The sequence below is a fragment of the Algihabitans sp. genome (assembly GCF_965226985.1).
Taxonomy (GTDB): domain Bacteria; phylum Pseudomonadota; class Alphaproteobacteria; order Kiloniellales; family DSM-21159; genus Algihabitans.
On the sequence record NZ_OZ245712.1, the window covers coordinates 3626405 to 3651065 of the forward strand.

At 65.1% G+C, this 24661-nt stretch carries 26 protein-coding genes; 14 read left to right on the forward strand and 12 right to left on the reverse strand.

What is annotated here, in order from left to right; genetic code table 11:
- Positions 1 to 189: 189 nt before the first annotated feature.
- Positions 190 to 1443, forward strand: a complete 1254-nt coding sequence (locus ACO054_RS16540) for an MFS transporter (protein ID WP_421707684.1) — start codon at positions 190 to 192, stop codon at positions 1441 to 1443.
- Between the two features lie 13 nt (positions 1444 to 1456).
- Here ACO054_RS16540 and ACO054_RS16545 read toward each other — a convergent pair whose 3' ends face one another.
- The 3 genes from ACO054_RS16545 to ACO054_RS16555 all read right to left on the reverse strand — a co-directional run bounded on the left by ACO054_RS16545 (position 1457) and on the right by ACO054_RS16555 (position 3450).
- Positions 1457 to 2542 (reverse strand): COX15/CtaA family protein, encoded by a 1086-nt coding sequence (locus ACO054_RS16545; RefSeq protein ID WP_421707685.1) that lies wholly within the window; start codon positions 2540 to 2542, stop codon positions 1457 to 1459.
- Between the two features lie 99 nt (positions 2543 to 2641).
- Entirely contained in the window at positions 2642 to 2902 is a 261-nt protein-coding gene (locus ACO054_RS16550; protein WP_421707686.1) for an usg protein, read from the reverse strand.
- 140 nt (positions 2903 to 3042) lie between these two features.
- Positions 3043 to 3450, reverse strand: a complete 408-nt coding sequence (locus ACO054_RS16555) for a tellurite resistance TerB family protein (protein ID WP_421707687.1) — start codon at positions 3448 to 3450, stop codon at positions 3043 to 3045.
- Between the two features lie 328 nt (positions 3451 to 3778).
- On the opposite strand from ACO054_RS16555, the gene ACO054_RS16560 reads away from it, so the two are divergent.
- The gene (locus ACO054_RS16560; RefSeq protein WP_421707688.1) at positions 3779 to 4624 is read left to right on the forward strand and encodes a DUF2189 domain-containing protein; all 846 of its coding nucleotides are present in this window, start codon (positions 3779 to 3781) and stop codon (positions 4622 to 4624) included.
- A gap of 186 nt (positions 4625 to 4810) precedes the next feature.
- A complete protein-coding gene (locus tag ACO054_RS16565; protein ID WP_421707689.1) occupies positions 4811 to 5749 on the forward strand; it encodes an AEC family transporter in 939 nt (312 codons plus the stop codon).
- On the opposite strand, the gene ACO054_RS16570 is transcribed toward ACO054_RS16565, so the two are convergent.
- On the reverse strand, positions 5727 to 8471 hold the full coding sequence (locus tag ACO054_RS16570; RefSeq protein WP_421707690.1) for an ATP-dependent DNA helicase: 2745 nt from the start codon (positions 8469 to 8471) through the stop codon (positions 5727 to 5729). The genes ACO054_RS16565 and ACO054_RS16570 overlap by 23 nt on opposite strands.
- A 224-nt stretch (positions 8472 to 8695) precedes the next feature.
- On the opposite strand from ACO054_RS16570, the gene ACO054_RS16575 reads away from it, so the two are divergent.
- The 5 genes from ACO054_RS16575 to ACO054_RS16595 all read left to right on the forward strand — a co-directional run bounded on the left by ACO054_RS16575 (position 8696) and on the right by ACO054_RS16595 (position 12664).
- Entirely contained in the window at positions 8696 to 9217 is a 522-nt protein-coding gene (locus tag ACO054_RS16575; protein WP_421707691.1) for an RNA polymerase sigma factor, read from the forward strand.
- Positions 9218 to 9266: 49 nt separating this feature from the next.
- The gene (locus ACO054_RS16580; protein ID WP_421707692.1) at positions 9267 to 9785 is read left to right on the forward strand and encodes a hypothetical protein; all 519 of its coding nucleotides are present in this window, start codon (positions 9267 to 9269) and stop codon (positions 9783 to 9785) included.
- Positions 9786 to 9794: 9 nt separating this feature from the next.
- Positions 9795 to 10256: a periplasmic heavy metal sensor gene (locus ACO054_RS16585; protein WP_421707694.1), complete on the forward strand. Its 462-nt coding sequence runs from the start codon at positions 9795 to 9797 to the stop codon at positions 10254 to 10256.
- A gap of 126 nt (positions 10257 to 10382) precedes the next feature.
- Complete coding sequence (locus ACO054_RS16590) at positions 10383 to 11972, forward strand: lysine--tRNA ligase (protein ID WP_421707695.1); 1590 nt, start codon at positions 10383 to 10385, stop codon at positions 11970 to 11972.
- Complete coding sequence (locus ACO054_RS16595) at positions 11969 to 12664, forward strand: class I SAM-dependent methyltransferase (RefSeq protein WP_421707696.1); 696 nt, start codon at positions 11969 to 11971, stop codon at positions 12662 to 12664. Before ACO054_RS16590 ends, ACO054_RS16595 begins: the two co-directional genes overlap by 4 nt.
- 39 nt (positions 12665 to 12703) lie before the next feature.
- Here the strand turns inward: ACO054_RS16595 and ACO054_RS16600 are convergent, their stop codons facing one another.
- Positions 12704 to 13762: an alpha/beta hydrolase gene (locus ACO054_RS16600; protein WP_421707697.1), complete on the reverse strand. Its 1059-nt coding sequence runs from the start codon at positions 13760 to 13762 to the stop codon at positions 12704 to 12706.
- Between the two features lie 107 nt (positions 13763 to 13869).
- On the opposite strand from ACO054_RS16600, the gene ACO054_RS16605 reads away from it, so the two are divergent.
- Positions 13870 to 14751 carry a LysR substrate-binding domain-containing protein gene (locus ACO054_RS16605; protein WP_421707698.1) on the forward strand — a complete coding sequence of 294 codons (882 nt, stop codon included), beginning with the start codon at positions 13870 to 13872 and terminating at the stop codon, positions 14749 to 14751.
- 124 nt (positions 14752 to 14875) lie between these two features.
- A complete protein-coding gene (locus tag ACO054_RS16610; protein ID WP_421707699.1) occupies positions 14876 to 16081 on the forward strand; it encodes a sulfatase-like hydrolase/transferase in 1206 nt (401 codons plus the stop codon).
- Between the two features lie 27 nt (positions 16082 to 16108).
- Here ACO054_RS16610 and ACO054_RS16615 read toward each other — a convergent pair whose 3' ends face one another.
- From ACO054_RS16615 to ACO054_RS16630, 4 genes are all read right to left on the reverse strand, one after another.
- Positions 16109 to 16510, reverse strand: coding sequence for a hypothetical protein (locus ACO054_RS16615; protein WP_421707700.1), 402 nt, complete (start codon positions 16508 to 16510; stop codon positions 16109 to 16111).
- Positions 16511 to 16803: 293 nt separating this feature from the next.
- Positions 16804 to 17649 (reverse strand): branched-chain amino acid aminotransferase, encoded by an 846-nt coding sequence (locus ACO054_RS16620; RefSeq protein WP_421707701.1) that lies wholly within the window; start codon positions 17647 to 17649, stop codon positions 16804 to 16806.
- 117 nt (positions 17650 to 17766) lie between these two features.
- Complete coding sequence (locus ACO054_RS16625; RefSeq protein ID WP_421707702.1) at positions 17767 to 17889, reverse strand: hypothetical protein; 123 nt, start codon at positions 17887 to 17889, stop codon at positions 17767 to 17769.
- A gap of 199 nt (positions 17890 to 18088) precedes the next feature.
- Positions 18089 to 18493: a hypothetical protein gene (locus ACO054_RS16630; RefSeq protein WP_421707703.1), complete on the reverse strand. Its 405-nt coding sequence runs from the start codon at positions 18491 to 18493 to the stop codon at positions 18089 to 18091.
- Between the two features lie 285 nt (positions 18494 to 18778).
- Here ACO054_RS16630 and ACO054_RS16635 point away from each other — a divergent pair, with 285 nt between their 5' ends.
- On the forward strand, positions 18779 to 19123 hold the full coding sequence (locus tag ACO054_RS16635) for a DUF952 domain-containing protein (RefSeq protein ID WP_421707704.1): 345 nt from the start codon (positions 18779 to 18781) through the stop codon (positions 19121 to 19123).
- Complete coding sequence (locus tag ACO054_RS16640; protein WP_421707705.1) at positions 19120 to 20175, forward strand: quinone-dependent dihydroorotate dehydrogenase; 1056 nt, start codon at positions 19120 to 19122, stop codon at positions 20173 to 20175. The genes ACO054_RS16635 and ACO054_RS16640 overlap by 4 nt, the downstream gene beginning before the upstream one ends.
- A 110-nt stretch (positions 20176 to 20285) precedes the next feature.
- Here the strand turns inward: ACO054_RS16640 and arsC are convergent, their stop codons facing one another.
- Entirely contained in the window at positions 20286 to 20633 is a 348-nt protein-coding gene (gene arsC / locus ACO054_RS16645) for an arsenate reductase (glutaredoxin) (protein WP_421707706.1), read from the reverse strand.
- An 85-nt stretch (positions 20634 to 20718) separates the two neighbouring features.
- On the opposite strand from arsC, the gene ACO054_RS16650 reads away from it, so the two are divergent.
- Both ACO054_RS16650 and ACO054_RS16655 read left to right on the forward strand, forming a co-directional pair.
- Positions 20719 to 21933 (forward strand): EAL domain-containing protein, encoded by a 1215-nt coding sequence (locus ACO054_RS16650; protein WP_421707707.1) that lies wholly within the window; start codon positions 20719 to 20721, stop codon positions 21931 to 21933.
- A 146-nt stretch (positions 21934 to 22079) separates the two neighbouring features.
- Positions 22080 to 22952, forward strand: a complete 873-nt coding sequence (locus ACO054_RS16655) for a TIGR01459 family HAD-type hydrolase (protein ID WP_421707708.1) — start codon at positions 22080 to 22082, stop codon at positions 22950 to 22952.
- A 26-nt stretch (positions 22953 to 22978) separates the two neighbouring features.
- On the opposite strand, the gene ACO054_RS16660 is transcribed toward ACO054_RS16655, so the two are convergent.
- Both ACO054_RS16660 and ACO054_RS16665 read right to left on the reverse strand, forming a co-directional pair.
- Entirely contained in the window at positions 22979 to 23200 is a 222-nt protein-coding gene (locus tag ACO054_RS16660; RefSeq protein ID WP_421707709.1) for a hypothetical protein, read from the reverse strand.
- Positions 23201 to 23322: 122 nt separating this feature from the next.
- Positions 23323 to 24537, reverse strand: a complete 1215-nt coding sequence (locus ACO054_RS16665) for a S8 family serine peptidase (protein ID WP_421707710.1) — start codon at positions 24535 to 24537, stop codon at positions 23323 to 23325.
- Between the last annotated feature and the right edge of the window lie 124 nt (positions 24538 to 24661).

Below are 24661 nucleotides of genomic sequence, written 5' to 3' on the forward strand. Positions count from 1 at the left end.
GCGGAAATGTGTGTATCTGTTGCGTGGTTGCAAGAGGGGTGGTGAAAAAATTTCCGAACCGGTTGCAACTCTTGATTCACCCCGGTTTCCCATCGACTGTCGCGTCGCGCTATAGCCTCTGCGATAGGCGCCGCAACCTCGAGCGAACCATCAGTTCCCCACTTAGGCCTGCGGTAAAGGTTCCCGGCGATGATCACTGCGTTAGCCGCAACCTGGAGCCTCTTTATCGGCCTGGTACTCATCATGGCCGCGCATGGTCTGCAGTCGACCCTGCTGGGCGTACGCGCCGGGCTGGAGGGCTTCGACGAAACGGTGACCGGCGTCATCATGGCCGGCTACTATGCAGGCTTTCTGATCGGCTCACTCGTGACTCCCCTGATGGTCAAGCGGGTCGGTCATATCCGGGTGTTCGCCGCCGTCGCCTCGGTCGCCTCGGTCGCCGTGCTCGCCCATTCGGTGCTGATCGAGCCGATCAGCTGGACCGCCATGCGGATCGCGACCGGCTTCTGCGTCGCAGCGCTCTACATCGTCGCCGAATCCTGGCTGAACGATCGCGCCACGAACGAAACCAGGGGCCAGGTGCTGGCGATCTACATGATCGTGGTTATGCTGGGCATGGCCGCCGGGCAATATCTGCTGATCCTCTCCGACCCCAGCGGCTTCGTTCTTTTCATTCTGGTGTCCGTGCTGCTGTCGATCTCACTGGTCCCGATGTTGCTGTCGGCCAGCCCGGCTCCCTACTTCGACGCGCCGCAGCCGGTGTCCTTGCGCGTGCTCTATATCAGCTCGCCTCTGGCCGTGGTCGGCGCCGCCCTGCTCGGCGTGGCACAGGGCGCGTTGCTGGGAATGAGCGCCGTCTACGCGACCTCCGCAGGCCTGACGGGCGCCGATATCTCGATCTTCGTGTCGGCCTTCATGATCGGCGGCGTGTTGCTGCAGTTTCCCGTCGGACGGCTGTCCGACCGCTTCGACCGCCGTCTGGTCATGACCGTCGTCACCTTGATCGCCGCCGGCGTCGCCGGCTTCGCTTGGTGGATCGGGGATCTGGACCGCTGGCTGCTGTTCGGGCTGGCCGCGCTGTTCGGTGGACTCTGCCTGTCGATGTACGCGTTGGTGCTCAGCCACGCCAACGACCATCTGGAGCGCGAGCAGATGGTGGCCGCCTCCTCGACGCTTTATCTGGTCTATGCCGTCGGAGGCATCCTCGGCCCTCCGCTGGCCGGTATGGCCATGGATCTAACTGGACCGAGCGGCTTCTTCGCCACGGTGGCGGCGCTGCATCTTCTGCTCGGCGGCTTCGCTCTCTACCGAATGGCCCGGCGCCCGGCCGTTCCCCTGGAAGAACAGGGCGGCTGGGTTGCGGTATCGCAGGGGTCGACGCCGATCGTCGCCGCCATGGCCGCCGACGAATACGCGGAAATCCAGTCTCAGCAGGAAAGCTGAAGCAGAATCGCCTCTAAGCCGCCGTTCGCCCGCCCCGCAGGCCGTGCAGCAGGAAGACCGTCGCGGCGATCAGACAGAGAGCACCGGCCTGATGCAGCGCGCCGAGCCAGATCGGTACGGCCATCAGAAGCGTGGCGATCCCCAGGGCCGTCTGCGCCAATGCCACTCCGGCGACGGCGGCGAACCCCTGTCGGATATCTCGGGTCAGGGGGCGACGGAGGGACTGGAGCCACAGAAGCACCGCGGCAACTGCCGTGGTCACGGCCAGCAGGCGGTGATTGAACTGAATCGCCTCGATGGTTTCGAACCAATTCAGCCACCAAGGCTGCAGAGCCGCGTAGCCGGTGGGGAGAAGACGCCCATCCATCAAAGGGAAGGTATTGTAGGTCATACCCGCGTCCGTGCCGGCCACGAAACCGCCCGAGACGACCGTCACGGCGAGTAGCCCCGCAAAGAGCTTGGCTTGGACGCTCAGCGACCTGTCCGTCTCGGCGACCGCCGAGGCCCTGAGCAGGCTGAGCGAAAGCCAGAGCAGATAGGCGTAAATGACAAGAGCCAGCGACAGATGCAGCACCAGACGGTACTGGCTGACATCCGTGCGCTCGCCGAAGAACCCGCTGGCCACCATGAACCAGCCCATGAAGCCTTGTAACGCGCCGAGACCGAGCGCGAACAGCAGATGCGGCTTGATCCAGCCCGGCAGACCGCCGCGCAGCCAGAACCACGCCAGCGGCAGGGCATAGGCCAGGCCGATGAAGCGGCCCCACTGGCGATGGATCCACTCCCACCAGAAGATCTCCCGAAACTCTGCCAGGGACATTCCACGGTTGATCTGCTGGTACTCGGCCGTCCGGCGATAGAGGTCGAGCAGCCGCTCCCACTCGGCTGTGGTGAGCGGGGGCAGGAAACCGGAGACCGGCGCCCACTCCATGATCGAGAGCCCGGATTCGGTCAGCCGGGTGATCGCCCCGATGACGGCCATCGCGAAGATCGAAGCCGCAACGCCCAGAAGCCAGAGCGCGACGGCGCGCGGGGCGGCGCGCGCATCCGAACCAGTTGTCGAGTCGGGGGAAGACAGAGCGGAAAAGGTCACGGTCACTGGGTCCGTCGTTGCAAAGGGAACCGACCCGCAACCTATGCGCCGCGCTGCGCAAGACCAAGCGGCGAAGCGTCACTCCCCGCTTGAGACGATCACGCTTTAATGGAGGGTCAACCACGCCTGGGCGACTCGCGCTTCGGGCGGCACCAACAGCTTCTGACCGGCGACCTTCACCGAATGCAGCGGTCCGTCGAGTTCCCGGATCCAGAAATCGAGGAACTGACAGAGGACGGGGTAGCGCGGAGCTTTATCGTAGTCCTGCCAGACGTAGGTTTGAAGCAACCCCGGATGGTCGGGCATGTGATAGAGAATCTCCGCCGTCGTCAGGCGGTAGTCCTTCAACAACAATTCCAGGCTCACGGCACGAAACCTCCTGTCCCGGCGACCGTAGTCGGAACAAAAAGCCTGCCGTGCGCTGCGTATCCAATGCAACGCAAAAATGACATAAAACCAGTAGATTAGCAGCCAGATCGCCTGGCTGCTGCCGAGTCCGCACGCCGCTACAGCGTCTGGTGGCGTGCCCGCGCTGCGCGCTCTATCGCAGCGGCCGGAAGACGGCCGACCCGCAGGCGATAGCGGATCAATTCGAGCAGACGCATCTCTTCCTGCGCAACCTGCCCGTCAGCGGCCGCGACGTCGCAAGCGAGCACGTAGGCCGTCTCCCGCAGATGATCGGGCAAGGCGGACTCGATCGCGTCCAGCGCCTTGTCCAGGCCGTCTTCGTCGCTGAGCAGGCTGGCGCAGGCATCGGCGATCGTGGTGAGGCGCTGCGATTCGAAACCACTGAAAACCGGCAAGTAGCGAACGATCTCCCCCATCGTCTTGAGTTCCGCGTCGGTCATATCGTCGTCCGATGCGGACACCAGAACCATGACGTAAACCAAGGCGGAATGCGGGTCGATCTGCACTGGGAGCCTCCAGGTTTCGAGAGCGTGGCCAGTGATGCCTAGCCGATCGATCCGCGTCAAGCGGAGCCGGAAAAGCTCCGCGACGCCCCTATCGCTCGGCGCTGACAGCCAGAAGCACGGTCATCACCGCAAAAAACTGTGAATATCCGACTTCGGAAGACCAAATTATGGTAAATTTTTCCCGGCTATCTTGAGCGAAGTGGCTGAAACAAGCCACCGGGCAACGCCCGAGCCGGAATCCGCCGGGCCTGCCTTTCAGCCGCATAGACCGCAGAGACGTCCAAGGGGACGGGCGCGGCGCGGACCATCGACAACCGGAGGACCGATCATGTCCACCATACGCAATCCCATCGAATGGGGAATCCAGCAGTTCAGATCGGCGGCGAAGCACGCGGACGCCATGAGTCGCCCGGGACAGACCGCAGCCCCCCAGGTTCGACGCATTCGCGTCGCCGACTTGCGCGACGTCTTGACGCGCGGCGTGGAGGACTTCGCCGCCTACCGCAGCGACATCGTCCTGCTCTGTCTCCTCTATCCGATCGTCGGCTTTGTGCTGGCGCGCGTCGCCTTCGGCTACGATCTCCTGCCGCTTCTGTTCCCGCTGGCCTCCGGCTTCGCGCTGGTCGGCCCCGCGGCCGCCATCGGCCTCTACGAGATCAGCCGCCGTCGCGAGCAAGGCCTCCAGACGACCTGGGCCGATGCCTTCGCCCCGCTCCGCGCTCCAGCCTTCGGGTCGATTGCGGTTCTCGCGTTGTTGCTCTTCGCGACCTTCTTCATCTGGTTGGCATCGGCGCAGGCAATCTACAGCGCGACCCTGGGTCCCGAACCGCCGACCTCGCTGAGCGGTTTCCTGCGCGACGTGCTGACGACCGGCGCTGGCTGGACCTTGACCCTGGTCGGCCTGGGGGTCGGCGCCCTCTTCGCCGTCGCGACTCTGACGATCAGCGTCATCTCCTTTCCCCTGCTGCTCGACCGCAACGTCAGTCTGTCGACGGCAATCGCGACCTCGATCCGGGCCGTACGCCTGAATCCGCTGCCGATGGCCGTGTGGGGTCTGATCGTCACAGGCGGACTGGTGATCGGATCGGTTCCGCTATTGCTGGGCCTGATCTTCGTGATGCCGGTCCTTGGGCATGGCACGTGGCACCTCTATCGGAAAGTGGTACCGCACTGAGCAAGCGTCTCAGCAGAAAGCCGGAGGGAAAGCAGCTCCGTCTGCGTAACGCTGGACCGACTCCGGCGGTCGGTCCGGTCTCTCCGCCGCGCCCCAGCGGCCTCCTCATCCCATCTGCGCGGGCATAGGAGCCTTGCCCTACACGGTCTGGACGGATCGGCCGCGACCGGGCTACTTGCGGCCGCCATGGAGGCCATCCTCAACATCGTCCTGCCGGTTTTCGCGATTATGGGCTGCGGTTACGCCGTCGGCCGGGTCGGGCTGCTCGGCGAGCAGGCGTCCGGCGCCCTGAATGCCTTCGTCTTCTACGTGGCCCTGCCGGCTCTCTTCTTCGGCACCATGGCCCAACTCGAGATTTCCCAGATCCTTCACTGGCCCTTCATCGCCGCCTTCGGCGGCGGGCTGATCGGAACCTTCGGGTTGGCGATGCTGGTTGCCGCCTTCGCATTCCCGGGGCGACTGGCCGTTCTGACACTGCACGGCGCGGCGGCGATCTTCTCCAACACCGGTTACATGGGCATTCCACTGCTGCTGATCGCCTATGGGGAGGCTGGGCTGCCGGCCGGCATCATCGCGACGGTCATGACCGGCGTGGTGGTGATGGCGGTCGCCACGCTGCTGATCGAGCTGGACGGCAACGGCGACGAGGCCGCTTTGGACCTGGCCAGGAACGCCCTGGGGGCCGTCGTCAAATCGCCGCTTCTGCTCTCCGCCGTCGCCGGGATCCTCTGGGCCTGGTCCGGCCTGGAGCTGCCGACGCCCGTCGCACGCTTCTGCGATCTCATGGGTTCGACCGCAGGCCCCTGCGCGCTTTTCGCCATGGGCCTCTTCATGGTCGGGAAGTCACTGACCGCCGGCCTGGGGGAGGTCGGATGGCTGTCTCTGCTCAAGCTTCTGGTAATGCCGGCGGTGACCTACTGGCTGGCCTTCCATGTCATGACGATGGACACGATCTGGGCCCAGAGCGCCGTGATTCAGGCGGCCTTGCCGACCGGCGCCCTGGTCTTCGTGCTGGCCCACCGCTACGGCGTCTACATTCAGCGCGCTACGGCGGCGATCGTCATTTCGACTCTGCTGTCGGTCGGCACAATCTCGGGGATCTTCATCTACTTCGGGGTTGGCTAACAGCCAGAAAAGACCGGGTTTCCGCCAGGGCCTCGGCCAGACCGACCCGCACGAACTCGACCCCCTCGGGAAAGGCGCTGGCGAAGCGCGACGGCACCATGGGGTCCAGCAGCACGAAAACGCCGTGGTCGTCGGCGCGTCGCACCAGCCGGCCATAGGCCTGACGCAGCTTGAGGCGCGTGATCATGTCGTCGTACCGCTTGCCACCGAAGGCCGCGCGCCGGGCCTTGTGGCGCAGATCCGGCCGCGGCCAGGGCACGCGGTCGAAGACGATCAGGCGCAGCGCCCGACCCGGCACGTCGACGCCGTCGCGAACGGCGTCCGTTCCGAGCAGGCAGGAGTCGGGCTCGGCCCGAAAGATCTCGACCAGCGTCGCCACGTCCAGACCGTCGAGGTGCTGGGCGTAGAGTTCCAGCCCGGCCTGCTCCAGGGGCCGGCCAATCCTTGCATGGATGGCCCGCAGCCGGCTGATCGCGGTGAAGAGCCCGAGCGCGCCGCCGCCCGCCGCCAGGAAAAGCTCGCGCACGGCCGCGGCCACTTGATCGAGGTCGTCTTTGCGGACGTCGGTGACCACGAAGATCCGCGTCTGGGCCGCATAGTCGTAGGGCGAGGGTACCTGGGCGCGGATCGCCGGACTGGGCAGGTGGATGCTCCCGCTGCGCTGCGCTGCGGCTCGCCAATCCTGTTCGGGATCGCCCGACTTGTCCGTCAGGGTCGCGGAGGTGACGACCGCACCCTGGGCCTGCGCCAGCACCGCCTGGGCGAAGGGCTCCGTCGGATCGACCCAGTGGCGGAAAAAGCCGACATCGACATCCCGACCGTCGATCCGCTCGACCGCCAGCCAGTCGATGAACTCCGGCGGCGAGCTGTCGGCTTCCAACACCCGCAGCATCTGGCGCCACGCCCGCAGCGGCCGTACCGCCCGGCGCTCCAGGGACCGCATGGTCGCCTCGATCCGGCGGCGCGTGTCGCTGTCCAGCGTATCCGCCTCTCGGTCCAGGCGATCGCCGAGACCGTCGCGCAGCTCAACCAAGGGCTTCTCCAGCTTCTCCAGCGCGCCCTCCAAGGCAAGCGCGGTTTCCACCAGACCGTCGGCCGCCGGGCGCACCTCCGTTTCCAGGCTGTAGCCCTCGCCGCGCTGCGGCGCGCGGGCATAGACCTGCTGACGCACCAGCGCGAGAAAGCGTTCCGTCGGTCCCTCACTGCTATCGGCGTCGGTGATCCGCTGATGCCAGCCTTCGGCCGCCAGCATGCGGGCGCCGCGCAAAGCACGCTGCAGCAGGTTTTCGAGACGATCATGGCCGGCCACCAGATCCTCGATGCGCCGCTGTAGGCCCCGCTGTCGGCTCGAACCGCCGCGGCGCGACGCCTCCGCCCCTAAGAGCCAACGGCGCAGTTCGGTCGTCTCCTGGCCAGAAAGGTGCGCGGCAAAGGCACTGTCGGCAGCCTCGAAGAGATGATGCCCCTCGTCGAACACGTAGCGCTGGGGCAGCTGCCCCTCCTCGCCGCCGCCGAGTGCGGCCTGCACCATCACCAGGGCATGGTTCGCCACCACCAGTCGGGCGCGGCGCGCGCGGCGCACCGAGCGTTCGATGTAGCATTTCCTGTAGTGCGGGCAGGCTGCGTAGATGCACTCGCCGCGCCGGTCAGCCAAGCCGAAGGTGCGGCCGCGCCCGGTCAGATCCGCCAGCCAGCCTGGCAGATCCCCCCCGACCATGTCGCCGTCGCGCGTCGCCGCGGCCCAACGGGCGAGCAGCCCCAGCGGCACCGCGCTGTTGGGGCGGGCCGCCAGTCCGCGGACCGCCTCCTCGTAGTTCAGAAGGCAGAGGTAGTTTTCCCGCCCCTTCCGGACCACGACCTGCCTGAGCTTCTCAGCGCGCAGGGGAAAGAGGCGATCCAGCTCGCCGTCGATCTGCTGCTGCAGATTGCGGGTGTAGGTGGACAGCCAGACGGCACCGCCGTTCTTCTCAGCCCAGAGGCTGGCCGGAGCGATATAGCCGAGCGTCTTGCCGACGCCGGTCCCGGCCTCCGCCAGGACGAGATGCGGATCCGCCTCCCGGTCGCGCGGTGCGAAGGCCGTCGCGACCGCACTGGCATAGTCGGCCTGCTGGGGCCGCGCCTCCGCATCCGACCCCAGCAGCTCGGCCAGCCGCCGGCGGGCCTCCTGCGGGTCGACCGCTTCGCTGCCGGCCGGGGGCTCCGGCGCGTGTTCGGACCATTCCGAAAGCCCTTCCCAGACCTGGTAACCGGCGGCGCGGCGCGGCGCAGTCTCGGCCTTGCCGAATCCGAGCGCCTGCAGAACGGCCGGCCCCCAAGGCCAACCGGCCTGCGCCATGGTCCAGGCGATGGACAGGGCCGCGCCGTTACCTCCCTCCCGGGCTGCCAACTCCGCCAGCAGGCGGTCGGCCACCCGGCCCAAGGCAACGGCCTGCGCCTCCAGGCTATGGGGATCGCCCAGGTCGAGCGCTTGGGCGAGCCCGCGCGGCGTCGGCGCGCAGAAGCGCGCGGGCCGCACGAAGGCGAAAAGCTCCAGCAGATCGAAGGCCGGAAAAGGGTCGACTCCCAACCGTGTGGCGGTCGCGCGGCGATGGCAGAGCAGGGGCGGCTGCCGCCCGGCGCGCCGAGCGGCCTCGGCAGGGGCGAGAGAGTCCACCTCGCCGTCGGGCGTCAGCCAGACGGCGGCCGTCACGGCGGCAACGAGGGTCGGGGGCGATTCGCGCATGGCGCGCGGAGTATAGGGGGGAGGCGCCTCGCGTGGCACCGATTCGGCATCCTCTGGCGTCCAAGCCGCGCGCGACGGCCGACTCGCCCCCTCCCGCCGCAGTCTCGACCTCGAATGGAGCCGGGAAACGCGGCGCTGAACGTTTGCAGGCTGGCCTCAGGCGGCCACAGGCTTTATTGCCTACCTGCGGAATGCGCGCAGATGCCCATCAGATCAAACGGCTCGTGCAGGGCGACAAGCCGGCATGGGACGGCTTCGTGGCCGACACGGCTGCGGTCGTCTACGCCGCCGTGCAAAAACGCATGGCCCCCGCCGGCCGGGGCGACGAAGCCGACGACGTGGTGCAGGAGGTCTACCTCAAGCTCTGCCGCAACGACTACAAGCTGCTGCGGGGCTACGACCCGGCCAAGGCGAAGATCACCACCTTCCTGACGGTGATCGCAACAACGACGGCGATCGATGCCCTGCGCCGCGGACGACCGACCGGCGTCCATGCCGATCCGATCGACGATGTGCCGGAGTACCGGCTTGCGGTGGATCCGGTCGAACCCGTACAGCCGGTTCGCATCCCGGAGGGCCTTCTGTCGGAACGCCAGGCCGCTGTTTTGCGGATGCTCTACGACGAGGAAAAGGATGTCGCCGAGGCCGCGGCGTTGCTCGGCGTCGAAGCACAAACGGTGCGCTCCATGCACCACAAGGCCTTAACGAAGCTGCGTCAGCATTTCGCTAAAGTAGACCAGGGATGACGGCTGCCGGCGGCGCGTACAAGTTTTCGTGAGATAGGGGTGTTGCGAAATGATCGGGGAGCGAGAGTTCGAAATTGGCAGCGACGCTGCGCGGCGCCTCGTGGCGCGCACGGGGCGGAGCAGGACTTCGCTCGAGCGGCCGGAGCCGATCCTTCTGGCGTCTTGGCTGGAGGGCCGCCTGAGCGAAGCGGAAAGCGCACGCGTGGAGGCCTGGATCGCGGACGCGCCGGAGGCCGCCGAGGAGGTAGCCCTGCTGCGTGCGGCGACGGAGGCTGCGGAAACGGAGGCTGCGGAAACGGGGCGACTTGCGGCACCGGCAGCTTTCGTCAGCCGCGCCCAGGCCATCGTCCGTACACCGGCGAGAGTAGAGTCGGATGACGGGAGTTGGATAGCCCGTTTTCTCGGTCAGCCCATCGTGCGCTGGAGTGCGATGGCAGCTCTGGCGCTGGTGGTGGGTGTCGGCGGTTTCGGAATCGGGACCGAAGGACTCGCTCCTTCGCTCGCCAGCTTCGACAGCGTGCAGGTCACGGTCGCCGATTTCGGCGCCCAGCCTGCCCCGTTCCTCTAGGCGCTGGCCGTGCGCGCTCCGCTGCTGACCGTCGCTCTGGTACTCTCGCTTCTGCTTAACCTGGGGCTTCTTGGTGGCGCCGTCTTCGGCCACTTCGCCGCCGAGGAGGATCGTCCCGATCCCGAGGCGCACATCGCCAGGGTCGCGGAGCAGCTGGCCTTGACGCCGGAGGAAACCGAAGGCCTGCGCGACTTTCGTCAACGCACGATCGAAGGCCTCGCCCGCCAGCAGACCGACGGAACGCCGGCGCGCACCGAATTGATCGAGATGCTCGACGACGAGGTCTACGACACCACGCGTGTGCAGGAGATTCTCAACGGGCGCGGACGCGAACGCAACGCGTTCTGGGCGGAGGTCGGCACCGACCTGCACGGCTGGGCAGCCGATCTGACCCCCGATCAGCGGGTCCAGCTCGTCGAGATGGCGAAAGAAGAGAATTTCTTCCGGCACCTCTTCGCAAGTGCTGAGTAGGGCGCGCGCCGCGCCGGCTCCAACAGGCTTGCATGACCCCTCTGTGACAATCGCAGCCCGGGCGCGTTGACGCGCTCCCCCTCACCTGCCTAGCTTGCCCGCCCTTCACGTAGGATAAGCAGGACGATGACGAGCGAACGCGAGCTGGCGGAGACGGCGAAGGCCTGGCCTTTCGAGGAGGCCCGCAAGCTGCTCAAACGCCTGGGCGGCAAGACGCCGGACAAGGGCTATGCGCTCTTCGAGACCGGTTACGGTCCGTCGGGTCTGCCGCACATCGGCACCTTCGGCGAGGTGGTGCGCACCACCATGGTCCGCCGCGCCTTCGAGCGCCTGAGCGACATTCCCACGCGTCTCTTCTGTTTCTCGGACGATATGGACGGCCTGCGCAAGGTTCCCGACAACGTCCCGAACAAGGAACTCCTGGCCCAGCATCTGGGCAAGCCGCTAACGGCGATCCCAGACCCCTTCGGCGATCGGCACGAGAGCTTCGGAGCCCACAACAACGCGCGCCTGCGGGCTTTCCTGGACGCCTTCGGCTTCGACTACGAGTTTCAGTCCTCCACCGACTTCTACCGCTCCGGCCGTTTCGACGCCGCGCTGCTGACGGTGCTGGAGCGCTACGAGGAGGTGATGCAGGTGATGCTCCCGACCCTCGGCGAGGAGCGTCGGCGCACCTACAGCCCTTTCCTGCCGATCTCACCCAAGACCGGTCGCGTTCTGCAGGTTCCGATTCTGGAACGCAGGGTCGAATCCGGCACCGTTGTCTTCGAGGACGAGGACGGCAGCAAGACCGAACTGCCAGTCACCGGCGGCCACTGTAAGCTGCAGTGGAAGCCGGACTGGGGCATGCGCTGGGCGGCCCTGGGCGTCGACTACGAGATGTCCGGAAAGGACCTGATCGAGTCGGTGCGCCTAGGTGCGCGTATCTGCAAGATTCTCGGCGGCCAACCGCCCGAAGGTTTCACCTATGAACTCTTTCTGGACGAGAAGGGCGAGAAGATCTCGAAGTCCAAGGGCAACGGCCTGTCGGTCGAGGAGTGGCTGACCTATGCGCCGCCGGAGAGCCTGTCTCTTTTCATGTTCCAGAAGCCGCGCGCGGCGAAGCGGCTCTACTTCGATGCGATTCCCCGCACCGTCGACGACTATCTGACCTTTCTCGCCAAGTACGAGGAGGAAGCCGTCGAGAAGCGGGTCGAGAATCCCGTCTGGCACATCCACGACGGGACACCGCCGCGCGAGCCGGCCCATCTCTCCTTCAGCCTGCTGCTGAACCTCGTGGGCGCCTGCAACGCCGATGCGCCGGAGGTTCTCTGGGGCTTCATCAGCCGCTACGCACCGACTGCGAGTCCGCAGAGCGATCCGATTCTGGCGCAGCTGGTCGACTACGCCATCGTCTACTATCGGGACTTCGTGAAGCCGGCCAAGCGCTACCGGGCGCCGTCACCGGAGGAGCGCCCGGCCTTCGAAGACCTGCTCACGGAACTGGAAGGGCTGCCCGACGACGCCGACGGCGAGACCATCCAGAACCGCGTCTACGAGATCGGCAAGCGCGAGACCTTTCCCTCCCTGCGCGACTGGTTCAAGGCCTGCTACGAAGTCCTGCTGGGACAGGAGCAGGGACCGCGCCTGGGCAGTTTCTTCGCTCTCTACGGCCTGCCGGAGAGCCGCGCCCTGGTCGCACGCGCGCTGGCCGGCGAGGACCTGGCCCGCGCGTGAGACCACTCCGGCAGCGACGGCCTGCGCTCGCGCAGTTGCGCTTCGACGAACGACGCGCCGCCTTCGCCGGCTTGCCTCTGAATGAGCGCTTCGCGTTGATCCATCGAACCAATCTCTGGGGAGCGGTCGAAACACCCTCCGGCCTGGGCTCCGAGATCTCCGCAACGACACAGATACGGTCAGGTCTCCAAACCCTGTTGGACCGTTACAGGATACGCCGTTTGCTGGATCTGCCATGCGGTGTATTCGGCTGGATGGCGGCCGTCGATCTCACCGGAATCGACTATATCGGCGGGGATATCGTCACGGATGTCGTGGCAGCGAACCGGGCGAAGCATGGCGCACCGGGACGCGACTTCATGCAAATGGATCTTCTGGAAGACGCCTTGCCGCAAGCCGATCTCGTGCTTTGCCGAGACTGTCTGGTCCATCTATCCTTCGCGAATATCGACCGTGCGCTGGCGAACCTGCGCGGCTGCGGTGCGCGATACCTCTTAACAACGACCTTCCTGGATCTCCCTGATAACGGCGACATCGAGGATGGAGACTGGCGGCCGCTCAATCTTCAGGTTGCACCCTTCAAGTTTCCTGCGCCCATAGAAACTCTACTGGAAGGCTGTGAAGAAGCGGGCGGCGACTACAGAGACAAAGCGCTTGCGCTTTGGTATCTTGACGACTTGGTTCCTGAGTGATTGCGGTCCCGACGTCTAAGAGGCGTCAAACAAGAGACGTCAGTCCGCCAGGAACCTTGTCACGGCATCCAGGAAGCTGTCGCGACCGTGTTCCTCCCGGTCGAGATGTACGAAATGGGTTGCCTCAGGAATTTCGATAGAACGCACCTCGCCGATGCCACGCGCACTGAGGTGCGCCTCCAACTGCGTGATGTCTTCCGGCCGCGACCAGAAGTCGTTTTCCGACCGCACCAACAGTACGTCGGCGGTGATTAGACGGGCATCCCACAGGGCCGCTCCCGTTGCGAGCAGGAAGCTGTCAGCCATGGCGCCGGAGGGGGCACGAAAACTGGGGGGATCGCGTCGCGCGCTCGTCGGGTCACTGGCCAGAGCGGCCTGGACGTAGGCCTGCGCGACCGAGGGATCACGCCAGGCCGCCTTGTCCTCAATTGGGATGGAACGGTCCCAGCCCGGAAGAAGGCTGTCGGCCGTGTTCAGCCGGTAGTTCTGGAACCGCCCGATGTTGAAACGCTCGGGATCGTCCGGGTCGGCGAGACGCGATCCGCGCCCCAGGACGGGGTGCCCCGTCGTATAGCCGTAGAGGCTGTTGTAGAGAACCAGCTTGGACACCGTCTCCGGCGCATGAGCGGCATAGGCTCCGGCCCAGTGTCCGCCGGTCGCCCAGCCAAGCAGCGCAACTTGCTCGACGTCGCGGCGCTCGCGGATGGCAGCGACGGCCGCCGTCAAGTCGCGCACCGCTGCGCCCGTTCGCGTCAGAGGACTCTCCGGACGTTGAGGCGCGTTCATGGCCGCGAGGCGGGTCGAGGCACCATAGCCGCGAAGGTCGACAATATAGACGGCCAAACCCGCGGCCGCGAGATCGCGTGCCAGGCTGCCTCCGGGTACATCGAGATCGAAAGACGGAACGCCGGGAACACGGGCACCATGCAGGAGGATCACGGGATCACCAGTCGGAGGCAACAATGGATCGATCACCTCCCTCACGGCGATTTCGATGCCAGGATCCGACACCACCGTAAAAGACCTGCGCTCGACAGCGGCGGATAGATCCGAGGATGCGAACAACAGCATCGCGATCGACAGAAGGGTACGCGCCATCGACTTCATCTCCGATAACTTGATCCGGTCGTGGAGAGCGATATGACGCGGCTCGCGATCCTTCCAAAATACTTTATTAGGCCCTGACGATAGCTTAAACATATCGCATGCTTGCCCTCGACCATCGTGTGCTCCGCCAGTTCCTGGCTGTCGCGGAAAGAGGAACGGTTAGAGCGGCGGCTCGTGCGCTCAACATGAGCCAACCACCACTGACCGCTGCGATCCGGCAGTTGGAGGAACGCCTGGCTGTGCAGCTCTTCGAGCGCAGCGTCGCCGGAATGGCTTTGACGGAAGCCGGCCAGGAACTGGCGAGGGACGCAGCCGCCATCCTGGGTCGGCTCGAACGTGCGGAGGCCCGCCTCCGCGAGATCGGTGGCCAAACCCAGCCGCTGCGCATTGGCTTCGTCTCGGCGGCTTTGAATGCCGCACTTCCGGCATTGCTGCGCGGTCTCAAGGCCAAGGGACAACCGCTGCCTAAACTCAGCGAGCTCTCGACCCCACAGCAAGTCGAGGCCCTGACATTGGGCCACCTGGATGTCGGCCTCTTGCATCCGCCTGTCGCACAGCCAGCCGATTTCGAGAGCCGCTCCCTCGGCCTGGACCCTTTCTGTGCCGCGCTGCCGGCCGACCATCGTCTGGCGCGCCGGACATCATTGCGTTTTTCCGACATCGCACAGGAACCCCTCGTTCTTTTCCCGGAATCGCAGGGGCCAGATCTCTATCGCCGCATCCGTTCGCTGGTACGGGAGGCCGGCGGCGACTTTCAGGTTGCCGCGGAAGCGAAGCGTCTGCACAGCCAGATGGCGATCATCGCCGGCGGACTGGGAGTCGGTCTCGTCGCGAGCCAAGCTGCGGCGAACTTGAGGTTCCACGGGGTCGTAACCGTTCCTCTGACGGATACGAAAGATCGGCTGTTCGTCGAGCTGGAACTTGTGGCCCTGGGCAGCAAGATCGAGGCGCTATTGGCCATGCTCGGTCAGCAGTCCTGAAGCAACGGGTAAAGTTACGGGGAAGCGATAGGCTCTCGCGATCGACCGATAGACAGGATGAATTTTCGTTCTGGGCAACCGCTACCTAGGTCGAGCTTTCGACTCAGGTTGGACGAGGTACCTGATGAAAAAGTTCTGTTGCCTCCTGCTGTTCGTCTCCATGGTCAGTGGCATGGCCACGACGTCCGGCTTCGCTAACGAGGAGGCTCCAAAGCCGAACCGGGCGATTCTTCTGAAGATCGACGGCCTGCATCCCGAGACTATCGAACGCTTCGATCTACCGCATCTTCAGGCGCTGCGAATGCGCGGCACAAGCGCGGAGACGGGTATTCTGCACTTCCCTGCTCATCCGACCGTCGGGGCCTACGGTGAGTGGCACACCACATCCTTCCCTAATGTCTCTACGCTTGCCGGAACGGCCTTTCTCACCGAACGGCCACGGTTTCTCCAGCATGTTCTCCGCAGTCGCGGCAAGACACTGCACGCTGCCGGCAGCGCAGCCTACCAGTCGCTCAATAGCGGATTCGACTATGCTCTCACTACGTCCGGGATTTCGGACGAGGCACTCATCGATTTCGTCATCGGCACCTTCGAAGCAGAGGGGGATATCGCTTTTGCGCGCATCATGCTTCAGGAGACTGGCATCGCCGGCAGAGTCGAGTCAGGCAAGAACCTCGCGGATCAACCCTGGGCACAGAACATCTTTCATCCCAACGCGCCCTACCGAGCAGCCTTGGAGAAGGCCGACCGGCAGATCGGGCGACTACTCGACTTCCTGCAGGCTCGCGGGCAACTCGAAGACACTCTCTTTGTTGTAATGGGTGATGGTCAGTCACCTTACGGCTGGCATCTTACGCTCGATGAAGAGGCCGCACTGACGCCGCTCATCTTCGCTGGACCTAGTGTGGCGGAAGGGCGAACCATCGATCATGCCGAGAACATTGATGTGGCGCCGACAATTGCCGCCTTGATGGGACTGTCTCCACCGAATTCCGACGGCGGTGCGGGACTGGTTCTGTCCGACGTTCTCTCTAATAGTGAGACGGTCGAGCACCCGCGGCCGCTGGCAAGGATCAACGATCAGATCAGATCCTACCGACTGATCCACGCACGTGCCGTTCTTGCTGCCGCAACAGACCCGCGCATGAATCTGCTCTTGATGGAACTGGCGCACGAGCGCCTTTCCGAACATCAGTTCTTCACGCCCGAACGCATCATGGAATGGCGAGAAGCGAGGGATCTGACCGAAGTCATCGCCGCAAACGACTGGGTTCTGGAAACCCTGCGCCTCGCCTTGGACGAGAAGGTCTACCGCTTCGGAACACTCTAGAAAGAGTTCCCCGGAAGCCCGGAGCCGCTACGCGGCGCCGCAGATCGGACACTTGAAACCGCTGCCCTGCGGCGGTTTCGGATGTTCGCGGTTCTCCAGGCTGCGACCTTCACCGAAGGCATGGTAGTTGCGGCACTGTTTCTCATAGGCCGCTTGAGCCGTGCTGGCGTAAGAGAATTTAAAGGCGTTCGCTACGGGCTTGCCGCCGAGCATGCGGCCAAAGAGACCCGGCTTGCCGATGCCGCGATTGACCGCAATCATCAGGGCCTGCGCCAGATTCTGGTCGTCCCGGCCGATGTATTGGACCTGGAAGCGACCGGCCTTGTCCTTGTGGCCGATTGCGAAGGTACCCGGCAGCGGTTGCGTGACGGAAGCCTGTACGACCCGTTTGTCGAGGTCGAAGGGTCCGTCCATGTCGAGATTTGCCAAACCGGGCGCTCCCTGCTCGAAACTTCGAAGACAGACCCAGTAAATCCTATCTACATTTCCGCTTGGTTAATGCTGAGGCGCCTTTCGGTTCTATCGGCGAAGCCAAAAAGCGGCCAACGCTTGCTAGTTCCGGGAAAGGACGAGCCTTCGTTGCCCCCCGAAACGGTCGGAAGCGACGGCGCGAAGAGTTCGGACGTTTCTAGAAAGGCGCTAGATCGGGAGCACCTAAGTCTAGAGTGCGAGTTACCTGTTTGACGGAAGCGGCTTCGCTTCGATCAAACAAGGAGCGCCCTTTAGATCGGAGAAGTGTCGTGCGCCCACTGCCAGTAAAGCTCGCGGGCTTTGCGGTAGATCGGCCCCGGCTGCAGCTCGCGCCCCTCGATCCGGGTGATCGGCATGACCTTGCCGTAGTTGCCGGTCGAAAAGATCTCGTCGGCTTTCAGGAAGTCGTTCCAGGTCAGAGGCCGTTCATGGACCTCGATGCCGGCCTGCTCCATCAGTTTGTGACTGCGCTGCTTGGTGATGCCGTTGAGGAAGGTGCCGTTCGGCGCCGGCGTATGGGCCGCGCCGTCCAGGCCGAGCCAGATATTGGCCGTGGCCAACTCGGCCACGTTGCCGAGCGCATCGCAGAGAACGGCATTATCGAATCCGCGGCTCTTCGCCTCCAGCATCGCACGACCGCTGTTGGGATAGAGGCAGGCGGCCTTGGCGTTGGTCGGCGCCATCTCCAGCGTCGGGCGGCGAAAGGGGCTGAGTGTGACTGAGAAACCGTTCGGCTCGGGCAGCGGCGATTCGTGCAGAGAGAGGCAGAAGCGGGTCGACTCCGGGTCGGCCGCGACGAACCCCGACTCCGCCCAATACGTCGGCCGTACGTAGAGCTCGGCATCCTTCGGGAACTTCTTTAGGCCCTCGGCAACCAGCTCCAGCATCTCGCCCTGCGTGTGCAAGGGCTTGAGACCGAACGCGGAGGCGGAGGCATTCAGGCGGCCGCAGTGCAGGTCCATGTCCGGGATGACCCCCTCAAAGGCGCGTGCCCCGTCGAAGACCGTGGAGGCCATCCAGAAGCCATGGGACATCGGCCCCATGATCGCCGGGTTGCCCTCATGCCACTGCCCGTCGAAGAAATGCCAAGCGGTCATTACGATCCTCGTTCCAGTCCCTTGCGATCCGCGCGGGAGGGCGAGTCTCACTCACGCCCGGCGCGCTGCCAGACCGCAGCATAGCGGGCGATTCGGCACACGCAATGCCGCTCAGCGTCAGCGACGGTCGAGGAAGCGGTCGGTCAGACCAGCGGCCGCGATACCTGCCGCGAAAGCGACGACGACGGCAACGGCGGTGATGAGGCTTGCGATTTGCAGGATGCTGAGATCTTCGAACATAGCGACTGACTTTCCTTTCTTGCCGGGCGATTTCCGGTCGTTTTCGACCGTAACGGCTCAGCATTAAATTGGTATTACCATTGTGAAAATTGGTGATACCAATTTCAAGGAGATATCAGACGACAGTCTTTGCAGGAGGTGCAAACCAGCTTTGCAGCTAATGATTTCGAAGGAACTGCGGCGTGGTCCCGCGAGCGTTCTACTCGGCCAAACGCACCATAGCGCGGTAGATCCGTTCGGCCGTCGCACGGTCGACGCCGGCCACGGCCGCACCCGTCGCAACCATCAGGGCATCGGGCTCGCGCGGCACCGCCACGCGGTCGCCTTTGCTCGATCCGGTGATTGCCTCGAGAGCCGCGGCCAAAGCCGGACTGTCGACGCTGCGGCTGAGAACAGCCACTTCGTTGTCCGCTAGACCGGCCAGGGAATCGCGATCGACGGCAAGGTCGCAGGGCCGCAAAGAAGCCTGCATCGAGGACTGAAAAGACCCGTCGCCGAACCGCAGCGCCGAATCCTCAACGCTGCCGGCGCCGCTGCAGAGGCCACCGTCGATGACGCGGAGGTGGGGCTTACCAGCGCGCTTATGCGAAGTGGAACTGGACATGGTCCGTCAACTCCCAAACTGCAAACTAAAGCGATCGCGGCGCGGACAAACGCCGGGCTACTATCGGTGCGGTTTCTATCGGGCCAATTGAAATCGCGTACGAGCCCAATGAATCTTTATGTAAATGAATACAATCCAATCTAATGATGAACAAATCACTTCTATTCGCCTAACCCGCTCCCGGATCTTTCAGCTCCTTCCGACGATTCCATTGGGCCGCAAACTGCTGTAGAGCAAGGTCCCAATCTGGAAGTCTTCCCGAACGCTGTTTCAGCCGGATCCCGCATGTCATTGATTTTCCACGTCTGCCCGCGCGAAGCTTGGAGCGCCGCCCAAACGACGGGCCGCTATAGCGGGTCAGCGGACGACCACCGCGACGGCTTCATTCACTTTTCCACCGGTGAACAGCTCGAGGCCTCCGTCACCAAACACCGTGCCGGACAGGAGGGACTGGTGATTCTCGGCGTCGAAGCCGACGCGCTGGGGCCGTCGCTGAAGTGGGAGCCCTCACGCGGCGGACAGCTTTTCCCGCATCTCTATGGGCCGCTGCCGGGCGAAGCGGTCGTCTTCGTGCGGGATCTGCCGCTGGGCAGCGACGGCCGACACCTCTTTCCGTCCCTCGAACCATGAGCCTCTACACAGCCTTTCGACCGCTGCTGTTCCGCCTGCCGCCGGAGCGCGCCCATGCTCTGACGCTCCGGGCCTTGAAATCGGGAATCTTTGCCGGCGACACCGGATCCGACGACCCGGTGCTGGCGACGGAGGTCTGGGGCAAACACTTTGCGAACCCGCTCGGGATCTCCGCCGGGTTCGACAAGAATGCCGAGGTCATGGCGCCGCTCCTGAAACTCGGCTTCGGGTTCGTCGAGGTCGGCTCGATCACGCCCAGGCCTCAGGCCGGCAATCCGCGCCCGCGCGTCTTTCGCTTGCCGGCGTCCCACGCCGTGATCAACCGTCTGGGCTTCAACAACGAGGGTATCGCCGGCGCCGAGCCTCGGCTGAAGTCCTTTCGTGCGAAGCGGACTCCCGGATTGCTCGGCGTCAATCTGGGCAAGAACAAGGATGGCGAGGCGGCCGCCGACTATGCCGCCGGAACCCGCGCGCTGGCGCGCTACGCGGACTACCTGGTGATCAACGTGTCCTCACCGAACACACCCGGTCTGCGGGCCCTGCAGGGTCGCGCCGAGCTGGAGAACCTGATCGCCGCCGTGCGCGCGGACCTGCCGGATCCGGCGCCGCCCCTGGTCTTGAAGATCGCTCCGGACCTGACCGAGGCGGACAAGCGCGACATCGCCGCCGTGGCGCTCGCGAGTCTCGACGGCCTGATCGTCTCCAACACGACGCTCGCCAGGCCGGAGAGTCTTCAAGGTTCGGCGCGCGCGGAAACCGGCGGTCTCTCGGGGCGGCCTCTGTTCGCGGCTTCGACCGACCTGCTCGGCGAGATGTACCGCCTCACCGAAGGGCGCGTTCCGCTGATCGGCGTTGGCGGCGTAGAGGACGGCGCGACGGCCTATGCCAAGATCCGCGCCGGCGCCAGCCTGGTGCAGCTCTACACGGCCCTGATCTACCACGGCCCCGGCCTGGTCAAGCGCATCAAGCGGGACCTCCACGACCTGCTGAAACGCGACGGCTTCACCCGAGTCGCAGACGCGGTCGGCGCCGATGCGAAAGAATGCGTCTGAACAGGCCTTGGCGGAATCGCCCCGAAACGATCGCGCTCTCATCATAAGGTTTAGAGGGCGATTCACGTCTCAGGTGGAGGCCGAACGCTTCCACCTGAGACGATCGCGCTCTAGAGAATCTCCAGCACTTGCTCCGGCGGCCGGCCCAACGCGGCCTTGCCGTCCTTCACCACGATCGGGCGCTCAATCAGAATCGGGTGCGACGCCATAGCGGCGAGAATCTCCGCATCGCTTTTGCCCGGATCGCCAAGCTGCAGCTCCTTGTAGGCTGCCTCCTTGGTCCGCAACAGCTCGCGCGGCCGCAAGTCGAGCTTCTTGAGAAGATCCTTCAGGATCGCGACGGACGGCGGTGTCTCCAGGTAGGCGACCACCTTCGGCGAGAGCCCGCGCTCGGTCAGTAAAGCCAAGGTCTGCCGGGACTTCGAGCAGCGGGGATTGTGATAGATGGTAAGGCTCATGACCCTCGTTATCCTGCCTGTCTGGGAGGCTTGGCTAGCTTGTGGTTAACGCTTGCGCAAGCCCTGATGGCTCACTGTGGCGGCCATGCTCCGCACCTTGCTTCTCCTGCTGGCGCCGATCGCACTCACCGGCGCCCTCTGGTCCGCCCTGCCGACGTGGCTGCCCGATCTTGGGGCGGACACGCGGGGCGCGCTGACCGGCGCCCTCTTCATCTTGCTGTGCGCGGGCATCGCGACGCTAAACCAAGGCCGTCGATTGACGCTGCTACGGGGCGAACTCGACGAACTGCAGGCGCGTTTTCACGATACCGAAGAGGACCTGCTCTGGGCCCGGCGTGAGCTTCAGAGCCTACTTGAGGCCTTGCGGACGCAGGCGGCGAACCGGTCCCCAGCGCCCGAACGGGCGCTGAACGAGGCCCGCGCGGAAGTCCGGCTGCTGAAATCGGTCGCCACACAGCTCGATAAGCCGCAAAGAGAGACGGCAAGCCCGGCGAAACCGACCGAGGCGGCGCCCATGCTGCGACCCGAGACCCTCGACGGCGAGGGGACTCGACAGGCCGCATCTCCGGATCCGGCACGTGCCCTGACAGCCGTTCGGGAAGCGCTCAAGCATGATCGCATCGACCTGGTGCTGCAGCCGGTTGTCAGCCTGCCGCAGCGCCGCCGCCGTTTCTACGAGTGCTTCTCGCGCCTGCGCGACGCGGAGGGACGGACACTTCTGCCAAAGGCCTACATCGCCGTCGCAGAACGCGCCGGCTTGATGGCCGCCATCGACAACATGCTGCTGTTACGCTGCATTCAGCTTGTGCGACGCATTCAGAAGAAGGGAGAGCGGGTCGGCTTCATCTGCAACCTCTCTCCCAACACACTCAGGGACACCGAGTTCTTCGGCGACTTCGTCGATTATCTGGACGCCAACCTGGAATTGGCCCCCAGCCTCATCTTCGAGATGTCGCAAGCCGACTTCGCCAAACTGGACGACCAGGCCGAGGACTATTTGGAGCGCCTCTGGCAGCTGGGCGCAGGTCTATCGATCGACGGCGTCCGAGATCTCGAGTTCGACGCCGCCAAGCTGGCCGCGCGCCGGGTCGGGCTGATCAAGATCTCCGCCAACGCCCTGCTCGACAGCTCGCCGCAAGAGGTGATCGCGCTGCGTCGCAGTTTGGCCCAAGCGGAAATCGACCTGATCGTCGAGCGTATCGAAACGGACGCGCAACTGGTCGAACTTCTGGAACTCGGCATTGACTACGGCCAAGGCTACCTCTTCGGCGAACCGCGCCCGGCCCGCCTGGCGGCCTGACTGGCGGCCTGACCGGCGACTTCAAAAGCGCGCCCCGCGAAGCGAAGCGTCCTCCGCCTCGGCAAACCGGAGGGATCGCTTTTCCCGTCGCAGCGGATGTGGCAGAAGAACGCCGCTGCCCTTCCAAGCTCACGAGCGGACTTCCCATGACGATCCCCCTCCACGCCGGCCTGGCACCCCTGGCCGCGGCCTACGACGCCTATATCTGCGATCTCTGGGGCGTTCTGCACGACGGCGTGCGCGCCTTCCCCGAAGCCATCGACTGCCTGGAGCATCTGCGCGACGCAGGCGCCAAGATCGCCGTCCTGTCCAACGCGCCGCGCCGTGCCGCCGAGGTGGAGGCCAGGATGAACGAGCTGGGCATCGCGCCCGGCCTGTACGATTTCGTCCTGTCGTCGGGTGAGATGGCCTGGCGCAATCTGGCGGAGCGACGCGACCCCTGGCACGCTGGGCTTGGACGCCGCGCTTACCACGTCGGCCCGAAAAGAGACGAGGGCATCCAAAAGGGTCTCGACTACGAGTTCGTGACGGAGATTTCGGCGGCGGATTTTCTGCTCAACACCGGCGCGCATAGAACCGACTCCAAACTCGAAGACTACGCGGAGGTGCTGGAGACGGGCGTCCGTCTGAGCTTGCCGATGATCTGCGCCAACCCCGATCTGGAGGTGATCCGCGGCGGCCAACGCGAGATCTGTGCCGGTCTGTTGGCGCAGCAATACGAGACCCTGGGCGGCGAAGTGCGCTATCACGGAAAACCCTTCGGCGAGGCCTACGAGATCTGTCTCTCCGAGCTCGGGCTATCCGATGCCTCCCGCACCGCCGCCTTGGGAGACTCTCTGCGCACCGACATCGCCGGCGCCCAGGCCGCAGGGATCGCACCGATCCTGATTGCCGGCGGCATCCATGCCGAAGCGCTGGGTATCGCGGAGGGTGAGACGCCGAACCAGCAGGCGGTCGACCGCCTCTGCGCAGATGCCGGTCTGACGCCGGCCGCCTGCCTCCCCATTCTCCGCTGGTGATCGCAAGCGGGTCGGAGCAGCCTAGGTTACTGCGGGGTGTCGCCGTCCGAGGGTGGCAGTTGAACGCGCCCTTCTTCGCGGACCTCCTGAACCCCCGCAATGCGCGCCGCCCGAGGGAAGAGGTCGCTGTCGCCAGCGCCGAAGATCGCACCGATTTCCGGACGGACCTCCTCCACCTTGAACCCGAGCTTTTCCAGTTCCGCGCCGATGGCAGCGGTCTGGCGCAGGTACCTTGCGTCTACTGTCACCGCGATCGCGCACCAAGCCATTGGAGAAATCGCCTCCGATCCAAAAGCCCCGCCCTCCGAGGCGCGAAGGTCCCTCCGCGACGTTCGCCGTCCCACAGCAGGTAGGGAACGGTCGTCATGCGTCAAGCTGGCGCTTGCACCAGCCCGCGACCCACGTCCCGTTCGGATGCCGACAGAGGGGCCGCGGTCGACAGCAGCCTGTCCCACAGGGCCCGGCCGCGCAAAGCAGGGTCGCTCTGCGCCCAAAGCGCCGCACAGCCGGCCACATGCGGACAGGCCATGCTGGTGCCGCGCAGCGAACCGTACTCGCGCGGCAAGGGCAGGGACGAGAAGACGCCGACGCCCGGCGCCGCGAGATCGACCTCTCCGCCGTCGCCGTTGATGCCGCCGCTCGAGAACTCGGCCACCTCCAGCGCCTGATCCACGGCGGCGACCGCCAGGATCGACGGTGCGTTCGCCGGCGAACCGACAGGTGCGATGTAGCCGGCCTCCCGCGAGCTCTCGTTTCCGGCAGCCGCTACGATGAGGCTTCCGGCGTTGAGGGCGGCTTGAGCCTCGCGCTCATAGAGCGTGTTGAAGGTTTCGCCCCGGCGGACGGCAGCGCCGAGGGACAGGGAAAGGACCGCGCAGCCCTCGGCGACGGCCCAGGCCATCCCGGCCAAGATGTCCCGCTCCCGGCCGGCGCCACGGTTGTTCAGCACCTTGCCGATGTAGAGATCCGCCTGCGGCGCCACCCCATAGCGCAGTGCGGCCGGGTCAGCCGAGCGGCCCGCGGCGGTGCCCGCACAATGGGTGCCGTGGCCCTGCAGGTCGTCCACGGCCTCGTCCGGCACGAAACTGCGACTGATGACATTGCGGCCGCTGTAGTCCGGGTGCTGCAGGTCCAGCCCCGTATCAAGAACCGCCAGCTTGATTCCCTCGCCGGTGAAACGGCTCTCGAACGCGCCGGTTGCGGCGAGGCCCCAGGTACGCTCCGCGGTGTCCTGAAAGGGTGCCGTCGCAAAGAGATAGAATTCCGGACGCGTATCGGCGATCGCCTCCTGGCGCCCGAGCATGCCCATCAGCTCCTCGGCGCGCCCCGGCGCGCAGTCGGGAACGAAGGCTACGCCCAGATCCGTCAAGACCGCACAGACCTCCCGTTCCGCCGACATGAAGTCGGTCAGGTCTGCGATAACCGACAGCGACGTGGCCCGCAGTCCGCCGGCCTCCAACGCCCCGATCTGGGCCGTAGCGCCGGCGCCCTCGCGGAAGACGACGACCAAGCCGCCTGTCGGAACGGGCCTCTGGCGATCCAGCAAAACATCGATTTGAACCTCTTCGCGACCGCTGTCGGACATGTTTTCTGTTCCTTTCCTTGCTGCGGTTGAACGCAAGGGTGTCAGGGCATTGCTCGCCGAGGAAGAGACCATTTCGCCCCATCGCTACCGTGAAGCGATCACATAGCCTGATGGAGCGGCCGCC

Bases quoted from the DNA above. Each gene is read 5' to 3' on its own strand.
- ACO054_RS16605 (WP_421707698.1), top strand. From the start codon at position 13,870: ATGCTTGCCCTCGACCATCGTGTGCTCCGCCAGTTCCTGGCTGTCGCG.
- ACO054_RS16635 (WP_421707704.1), top strand. From the start codon at position 18,779: ATGTCATTGATTTTCCACGTCTGCCCGCGCGAAGCTTGGAGCGCCGCC.
- ACO054_RS16665 (WP_421707710.1), bottom strand. From the start codon at position 24,537: ATGTCCGACAGCGGTCGCGAAGAGGTTCAAATCGATGTTTTGCTGGAT.
- ACO054_RS16630 (WP_421707703.1), bottom strand. From the start codon at position 18,493: ATGTCCAGTTCCACTTCGCATAAGCGCGCTGGTAAGCCCCACCTCCGC.
- ACO054_RS16650 (WP_421707707.1), top strand. From the start codon at position 20,719: ATGCTCCGCACCTTGCTTCTCCTGCTGGCGCCGATCGCACTCACCGGC.
- ACO054_RS16560 (WP_421707688.1), top strand. From the start codon at position 3,779: ATGTCCACCATACGCAATCCCATCGAATGGGGAATCCAGCAGTTCAGA.
- ACO054_RS16620 (WP_421707701.1), bottom strand. From the start codon at position 17,649: ATGACCGCTTGGCATTTCTTCGACGGGCAGTGGCATGAGGGCAACCCG.
- ACO054_RS16540 (WP_421707684.1), top strand. From the start codon at position 190: ATGATCACTGCGTTAGCCGCAACCTGGAGCCTCTTTATCGGCCTGGTA.
- ACO054_RS16640 (WP_421707705.1), top strand. From the start codon at position 19,120: ATGAGCCTCTACACAGCCTTTCGACCGCTGCTGTTCCGCCTGCCGCCG.
- ACO054_RS16600 (WP_421707697.1), bottom strand. From the start codon at position 13,762: ATGGCGCGTACCCTTCTGTCGATCGCGATGCTGTTGTTCGCATCCTCG.
- arsC (WP_421707706.1), bottom strand. From the start codon at position 20,633: ATGAGCCTTACCATCTATCACAATCCCCGCTGCTCGAAGTCCCGGCAG.
- ACO054_RS16625 (WP_421707702.1), bottom strand. From the start codon at position 17,889: ATGTTCGAAGATCTCAGCATCCTGCAAATCGCAAGCCTCATCACCGCC.
- ACO054_RS16570 (WP_421707690.1), bottom strand. From the start codon at position 8,471: ATGCGCGAATCGCCCCCGACCCTCGTTGCCGCCGTGACGGCCGCCGTC.
- ACO054_RS16655 (WP_421707708.1), top strand. From the start codon at position 22,080: ATGACGATCCCCCTCCACGCCGGCCTGGCACCCCTGGCCGCGGCCTAC.
- ACO054_RS16565 (WP_421707689.1), top strand. From the start codon at position 4,811: ATGGAGGCCATCCTCAACATCGTCCTGCCGGTTTTCGCGATTATGGGC.
- ACO054_RS16610 (WP_421707699.1), top strand. From the start codon at position 14,876: ATGAAAAAGTTCTGTTGCCTCCTGCTGTTCGTCTCCATGGTCAGTGGC.
- ACO054_RS16590 (WP_421707695.1), top strand. From the start codon at position 10,383: ATGACGAGCGAACGCGAGCTGGCGGAGACGGCGAAGGCCTGGCCTTTC.
- ACO054_RS16580 (WP_421707692.1), top strand. From the start codon at position 9,267: ATGATCGGGGAGCGAGAGTTCGAAATTGGCAGCGACGCTGCGCGGCGC.